Source organism: Falsiroseomonas selenitidurans, from assembly GCF_012103215.1.
In the GTDB taxonomy this organism is placed as follows: domain Bacteria; phylum Pseudomonadota; class Alphaproteobacteria; order Acetobacterales; family Acetobacteraceae; genus Falsiroseomonas; species Falsiroseomonas selenitidurans.
In genome coordinates this window covers 1-6,479 of sequence record NZ_JAAVNE010000103.1, presented here as the reverse complement: position 1 = coordinate 6,479, position 6,479 = coordinate 1, and the positions used below count along the sequence as shown (strand labels likewise).

General features: G+C 72.7%; 6 protein-coding genes and 1 pseudogene. 1 reads left to right on the top strand and 6 read right to left on the bottom strand.

The window, feature by feature from the left end:
* A pseudogene (locus tag HEQ75_RS27345) lies at window positions 1-679 on the bottom strand (hypothetical protein); the annotation flags it as partial.
* Complete coding sequence (gene gpmI, locus HEQ75_RS27340) at window positions 676-2,208, bottom strand: 2,3-bisphosphoglycerate-independent phosphoglycerate mutase (protein ID WP_235962164.1); 1,533 nt, start codon at window positions 2,206-2,208, stop codon at window positions 676-678. The gene gpmI and the pseudogene HEQ75_RS27345, both read right to left, overlap by 4 nt.
* A 209-nt stretch (window positions 2,209-2,417) precedes the next feature.
* Between gpmI and HEQ75_RS27335 the strand changes: the two genes are divergently transcribed.
* Window positions 2,418-3,488 (top strand): alpha/beta hydrolase, encoded by a 1,071-nt coding sequence (locus tag HEQ75_RS27335; RefSeq protein ID WP_168035289.1) that lies wholly within the window; start codon window positions 2,418-2,420, stop codon window positions 3,486-3,488.
* 203 nt (window positions 3,489-3,691) lie between these two features.
* On the opposite strand, the gene HEQ75_RS27330 is transcribed toward HEQ75_RS27335, so the two are convergent.
* The 4 genes from HEQ75_RS27330 to rsfS all read right to left on the bottom strand — a co-directional run.
* Window positions 3,692-4,549, bottom strand: a complete 858-nt coding sequence (locus HEQ75_RS27330) for an ion transporter (protein ID WP_168035288.1) — start codon at window positions 4,547-4,549, stop codon at window positions 3,692-3,694.
* A gap of 67 nt (window positions 4,550-4,616) precedes the next feature.
* Complete coding sequence (locus HEQ75_RS27325; RefSeq protein WP_168035287.1) at window positions 4,617-5,288, bottom strand: NnrU family protein; 672 nt, start codon at window positions 5,286-5,288, stop codon at window positions 4,617-4,619.
* Window positions 5,289-5,319: 31 nt separating this feature from the next.
* A complete protein-coding gene (locus HEQ75_RS27320) occupies window positions 5,320-5,802 on the bottom strand; it encodes a 23S rRNA (pseudouridine(1915)-N(3))-methyltransferase RlmH (RefSeq protein WP_168035286.1) in 483 nt (160 codons plus the stop codon).
* On the bottom strand, window positions 5,786-6,479 hold a 694-nt coding region (gene rsfS / locus HEQ75_RS28625), incomplete at its 5' end, for a ribosome silencing factor (protein WP_235962163.1). The genes rsfS and HEQ75_RS27320, both read right to left, overlap by 17 nt.

The window sequence follows — 6,479 nt, the reverse complement described above, 5'->3', positions numbered from 1 at the left end:
GGTCGCCGGCGCGGGCGGCGGCGCCGGCAGCCTGCTCGGCGGCGCGCTGCTGCGCGACCTCGGCGGCGCCGCGGCGCTCGCGTGCCTGTTCCAGCTCCGCCTCCAGCTGCGCCACCGCCTCCCGCGCCGCCTGCTCGGCCTCGGCCAGGGCCAGCGCTTCGCGCGCCGCCAGCCATTCGGCTTCCTGGGCTTCCCGCTGCGCCGCGCGCAGCGCCGAGGCCTCCGTCTCCAGCCGGCGGATCAGGCCGCGCAGCACCAGGGCGCCACGCAGCGTGTCCGCCGGCTCCCCGGGGATCGCCAGCACCGTCTCGGCCGGGTACAGCGACAGGCGAAGCATCACCGGCAGCAGCGGGCGCAGCGCCGTGGCGCGTTCGGCGATCTGCCGGGCGGCGCGGGCGCCGGCAGCCTGCGCCAGGGCCAGGCGTTCCCGCATCGCCGCCACCTCGGCCTCCGCAGCCTGGGCCAGGGCCGCGAGTTCGACGCGCCGGGCGGCCAGCGCCACCTCCTCCTCCGCCAGGGCACGGGCGCGGGCGGCGGCTTCCTCGGCGGCGGCGCGCCTGGCTTCCGCGGCCTGTTCGGCGGCCCGCAGGTCGCGCGCAGTGGGCTGCGCCGCCACGGGGGCCGGCGCCAGCGCCAGCACCGCCGCCAGCACGGCCAGCCGGGCGCGCAACCGGCTCATCCGCCCCGCAGCAGGCTCTGCCCGGTCATCTCCGCCGGTTGCGCCAGGCCGAGCAGGGCGAGCAGGGTGGGTGCGATGTCGGCCAGCCTGCCATCGGCCAGCGTCGCCCCCGCCGGCGCGCCCATCAGCAGCACCGGCACGGGGTTCGTGGTGTGGGCGGTGTGCGGGCCGCCGGTCTCCGGGTCCTTCATCAGCTCCGCATTGCCGTGATCCGCCGTCACCAGCAGGCAGCCGCCCTGGGCGCGCACCGCCTGCGCGATGCGGCCGAGCCCGGCATCCACCGCCTCGCAGGCCTTGATGGCGGCACCCAGGCTGCCGGTATGGCCCACCATGTCGGCATTGGCGAAGTTCAGGACCACCAGGTCGTAGGTGCCGGAATCGATCGCTTCCACCGCCCTGTCCGTCAGTTCCGGGGCCGACATCTCCGGCTGCAGGTCGTAGGTGGCGACCTTGGGGGAGGCGACCATGATCCGGTCCTCCCCGGCATAGGGCGCCTCGCCGCCGCCATTCAGGAAGTAGGTGACGTGCGGGTATTTCTCGGTCTCCGCCATGTGCAGCTGCCGCAGCCCGGCGGCGGAGACCACCTCGGCCAGCAGGCCGGTCATCGATTGCGGCGGGAACAGCGTGGCCAGGAAGGGCGCCAGTGCGGTGCCGTAGTCGGTCATCCCCGCGGCGCCGGCAAAGCGGATGGTGGGTTCGGCGGCGAAGCCGGAGAAGGCAGGATCCAGCAGCGCGGCCAGGATCTCCCGCACCCGGTCGGCGCGGAAGTTGAAGCACAGCAGCCCGTCGCCGTGGCTCATGCCCGCATAGTCGCCGATCGCGGCGGCGGGCAGGAATTCGTCGGTCTTGCCGGCCTGCTGCGCGGCGGCGATGGCGGCCTGGGCATCGGGGAAGCGCGTTCCCTTGCCCAGCACCATCACATCATGCGCCTGCTGCACGCGGTCCCAGCGGTTGTCGCGGTCCATGGCGAAGTAGCGGCCGCAGAGGGTGGCGAGGCGCGCGCCCGCCGGCAGCGCCGCCTCGAAGCGGCGGAGGAAGCCCGAAGCCGAATCCGGGGCAGTGTCGCGGCCATCGGTCCAGCCATGCACCCGCACCGGCACGCCGGCGGCCGTCGCGGCGCGGGCCAGGGCCAGGGCATGGTCCTGGTGGCTGTGCACGCCGCCTTCCGACAGCAGGCCGATCAGGTGCAGCGCGCCGCCAATGGCGCGGAGCTGGCCCAGCAGCGCCAGCAGCGCCGGCCGCGTGGCGAGGGAGCCGTCCTCGCAGGCCGCATCGATCCGCACCAGATCCTGCATCACCACGCGGCCGGCGCCGATGTTCAGGTGGCCGACCTCGGAATTGCCCATCTGGCCGTCCGGCAGGCCGACATCGAGGCCGGCGGTGCGCAGGAAGGCGCGCGGGCCCGTCTGCCACAGCGCGTCGAAATGCGGCGTCGCCGCCTGCCGCACCGCGTTATCCGCCTCCGCTTCGCGCCAGCCCCAGCCGTCCAGGATGGCGAGCATGACGGGGCGATGGGCGGGCTTCGGCATCGGGCGGCATCCTGTCTGGCGCGGAGCCTGAACCTAGGCGCTTCGTCCGGCGTCGGAAACCGGGGCGCCACGCCCTATTGACCTGGGCGGCGCCGCGGATCGACCCCTGGCGGCGCCGTGGAACCGATACCGCGCGATACCGCAAAACGGACACTGCCGCGCCGCCGCCCGCTTGTTACGATCGCATCCGGGAAGAAGGGGGCCAAGCCATGTCCGTCACCGTGTATTTCGCCACCAACCGCAACCTGGATGACGAGGCCGAATTCGGCTTCGGCAACCAGTACAACCCGGACGGGCCCTATTGCGTGCGCTACGGCGCGGCGGAGGTCACGGTGCCGGTGGATCGGCTGGTCGGTGAATACCGGCTGGAATCGGTCTCGGTGGCCCCCGAATCGATCCCCGGGCTGAACGCCGATCCGGCCGCGCCGGTGGTCCGCGGCTCCGACCGGGTCTTCGACGGGCTGCGCGACCGGTTGCGCGCCAATGGGGCGGACCTGCTGATCCTGCTGCACGGCTTCAGTTGCAGCTTCCGCGATTCGCTGGAGCGTGCGGCGCAGCTGCGGGAGGTCTATTCCACCGCCGCCCGGCCGCTGGAGGTCGCGGTCTTCGCCTGGCCCAGCGACGGGCGGATCCTGATGCCGGACGGGGGGGAGTTGTTCAAGCTCTCCTATTTCAGCGACCGCACGGATGCGGAGGCGTCGCGGGAGGCGATTGCGCGGTCGCTGCGCCGGATCATCGACTATTTCCGCAACCTGCCGCGGGGGCTGCAATGCGGCCAGCGGATGCATCTGATGGCGCATTCCATGGGCAACTACGTGCTGCGCCACGCGGTGCAGTCCTTCGCGCGGGACTTCAAGCCGGGTGGCATGCCGCGGCTGTTCGAGAGCATCTTCCTGATGGCGGCGGATGAGGATGACGACGCCTTCGAATGCGGCCACAAATTCGCCCGGCTGCCGGAGCTGGCGGCCTCCGTGCATGTGTATTTCGCCGCGAATGACGGTGCGCTGGGCATCAGCGACCTCACCAAGGGCAACCCGGACCGGCTGGGCCAGGCTGGCCCGCGCACGCTGACCGACCTGCCGCGCAAGGTGGTTCTGGTGGATTGCGCCGCCGTGTCCGACATAAACGGCCTGACGGATGCGCACCACCAATACTACCGGTCCCGCGCCGAGGTGGTGGCGGATGTGCAGGCGGTGCTGGCGGGGCGGCGGCCGGACGAGATCCCGCAGCGCGTCTTCGCCGCCGCGGCGCGCGCCTTCCGGCTGATGCCCGTGCGATAGGGCCGTGCGAGGTCAGCGCGGATGCCCGGTCCGCGCTTCCTTCAGCGCGGCTCGGACCAAATCCCCTTGGTCGGAACCTGCGCCCGCCGAAGCCGGGTGCGCGGCCGGAGGGCCGCCGCGCCAGGTGGCGCGCAGCCAAGCCGGCGATTACGGCGCTGATCGGTCACGATCACCGGGGGTTCGGTCTCGGGCTTTGGCCCCCGTCACCGCTCCGCGCGCAGGGCCGCCATCTCCGCCCGCAGGGCGCGGATTTCCGCCAGCAGCGTCTGGCTGTCCAGATGCGCCTCGCTGCGCGCGGCGTCCGTGGCGGCCTGGGCCGCGGCGACATCGGCGCTGTCGCGCTGCGCCCGCAGGGTCTGGATGCTGTCCACGATCACGCCGATGAACAGGTTGAGCACAACGAAGGTGGCGATCAGGATGAAGGGCACGAAGAACATCCAGGCCAGCGGCTGCACCGCCAGGATCGGCCGCACATTGGCCTCGGACCAGCTTTCCAGCGTCATCATCTGGAACAGGGTGTAGAGCGCGAGGCCCAGCGTGCCGAAGCGTTCCGGCAGGATGTCGCCATACAGCTTGGTCGCCATCACGCCGAAGACGTAGAAGATCAGCCCCATCAGCAGCACGATGCTGCCCATGCCGGGCAGCGCGGCCAGCATCGCCTCCACCACCAGGCGCATGGATGGCACGGCGCTGACCAGGCGCAGCACCCGCAGCACCCGCAGCGCACGCAGCACGGCGAGTGGCCCGCTGGCCGGAATCCAGGCGATGGCCACCACCACCAGGTCGAACAGCCCCCACGGGTCGCGGAAGAAGCGGTCGCGGAAGGCATAGATGCGCAGCGCGATCTCCGCGGTGAACAGGCCGAGCAGCAGCCGGTCCAGCCCGTGTAGCAGCCCGCCCCATGCCGCCATGACGCTGTCCGAGGTCTCGAGCCCCAGCGTCACCGCGTTCAGCAGGATCAACCCGATCACCACCCGCTGGAAAAGCGGCGAAAGGATCAGCCGCGCGGCGCGCGCGCGGGGCGAGGCCCCGGCATCGGACGGGGTCAGGACTTCCTGCATCGAATCATTCCCTGGGGGCGCGGCAGGGAATGGCCTTTCCCCTCGAAGCCTTCAAGGGGGTGGCGGGCTACATCAGCAGCGCCGGCACGCCGAAGATGGCGCGGTGGAAATGCAGCAGCACCGCCCACAGCAGCAGCCCCACCAGCGGCGGCATCAGCCCGATCTCGGGCAGGGCCAGCCGGTTGCGGCCGGCGGCGATGGCGCCGAAGGGCAGGATGGAGGTTTGCGCCGCGAAGCCCGGCCAGGACTGCTTGTGGCGCCGCGCCAGCTTGGCGTCGATCGAGGGCATGCCGGCCAGCGCCGTCACCAGGAAGGCGCCGAAAAAGACCAGGGAGGCGGTGTCGCCATTGCCGAGGATGTGGATGCCGGCCCACAGCGCGAAGGACCACAGCATGGGGTGGCGGGTGATGCGCTGGATGCCGCGCGCCTCCTCCCCCAGCCCCTTGCCACCGACCGCGGTGGGGTTGCGCTTGTGGCTGGCCATGAACAGCACCAGCGTGGGCAGCATCAGCCCCGCCAGCACCCAGCGCAGCCCCGGCCCCGCGACCCACAGCGAGGTGGTCGGCGCCGCCTGCCAGGCCATGACCAGCAGGGTGATGGCCAGGACCGAGGTCAGGGAGAAGCCGATCATGAAGGCCTTCTCCCCCACCGCGGCCACCACGCGGTCGCGCAGCGCGGTGCCGGAGATGCCGACATGCACCCCGATCCAGAACAGGGCGGCGAGGATCAACGGCATCATGGTCGGGCGCTCCGGCGGGTTGCCGGCGCACTCAAGCAGGACGCCAGGCGCGGTGGTAGGGGTGATTGGTGCGGATCGCCTGCACGCGGAACAACTGTTCGGCCAGCAGGCCGCGCACCAGGAAATGCGGCCAGGTAAGCGGGCCGAGCGACAGGCGGTGGTCGGCGCGGGCCAGCACCGCGGGGTCCAGCCCCTCCGTCCCGCCAATCAGGAAGCAGACCGGCCGGGCCGCCTCCTCCCACCGCGTCACCAGCGCGGCGAGCGCCTCCGTCGTCGGTGCCTGGCCGCCGAGGTCGAGCGCCACCGCCAGCGCGGAGGCGGGCAGGGCGGCGAGCAGGGCGGCACCTTCCCGCCGGCGGATCTCGGCGGCGTTGGCGCCCTGCGCCTCCGGCAGTTCGGTCACCGCCAAAGCGGGGCGGAGGCGCGCGGCGTAGGTCTCGTACAGCGCGCGTTCCGGCCCCGGCTTCATCCGGCCGATGGCGAAAAGGGCGAAGCCCCTAGACGTCGTCGTCATCCTCCTCAATGCCCGGCTCCGGCACGCTGCCGTCATCGGGCAGGGGCGTGCGGTCCTGCTCATCCTCCGCCGGCGGGCTGTCCGGGCCCCACATCCGCTCCAGCGCGTAGAGGGCGCGGGATTCCGGCTTGAACAGGTGCACCACCAGGTCGCCGGCGTCGATCAGCACCCACTCCGGGGAGGCCTGGGTGGCGTCGCGGCGCAGCTTCAGCCCTTCCTTCTCGAAAGCCTCCTCCAGATGCGCGGCCATGGCCTGCATCTGGCGATCGGCCAGCGCGGTGGCGATCACCAGCCGGTCCGCGTAGTCGGCGCGGCCGGTGACGTCGAGCACCACGATGTTCTCGGCCTTGTCGGCGTCCAGGCTCTCCCGGGCGGCGGCGACCAGGCGGTCGAGCATCGCCGGCTCCACCTTCTGGCGTGGCGCTTCCTCGCGCGCCGGGCGCGGCTGCTTCGCGGCGAGCGGCTTGCGCGGCGCCTTGGCCGGGCGGTCCGGGGCGGCGGCCGCGCCATCGGCCGATCCGGCGGGAGTCGGCTCGGCGCCATCCGATCCGAGGGCTTCGGGCTCGGCGGGTTCAGGCGCCGCCTGGGGGCTGGCGGCGTCCGGTTCCGCGGGTGCGGGCTCGGCGGCGGCCGGCTTGCGGCGGGTCCGCGCCAGCTTGGCGGGCGGCGCCGCGGCG

Excerpts from the sequence above, each read along its gene's own strand:
- gpmI (WP_235962164.1), bottom strand. The coding sequence starts at position 2,208 with ATGCCGAAGCCCGCCCATCGCCCCGTCATGCTCGCCATCCTGGACGGC.
- HEQ75_RS27335 (WP_168035289.1), top strand. The coding sequence starts at position 2,418 with ATGTCCGTCACCGTGTATTTCGCCACCAACCGCAACCTGGATGACGAG.
- HEQ75_RS27330 (WP_168035288.1), bottom strand. The coding sequence starts at position 4,549 with ATGCAGGAAGTCCTGACCCCGTCCGATGCCGGGGCCTCGCCCCGCGCG.
- HEQ75_RS27325 (WP_168035287.1), bottom strand. The coding sequence starts at position 5,288 with ATGATGCCGTTGATCCTCGCCGCCCTGTTCTGGATCGGGGTGCATGTC.
- HEQ75_RS27320 (WP_168035286.1), bottom strand. The coding sequence starts at position 5,802 with ATGACGACGACGTCTAGGGGCTTCGCCCTTTTCGCCATCGGCCGGATG.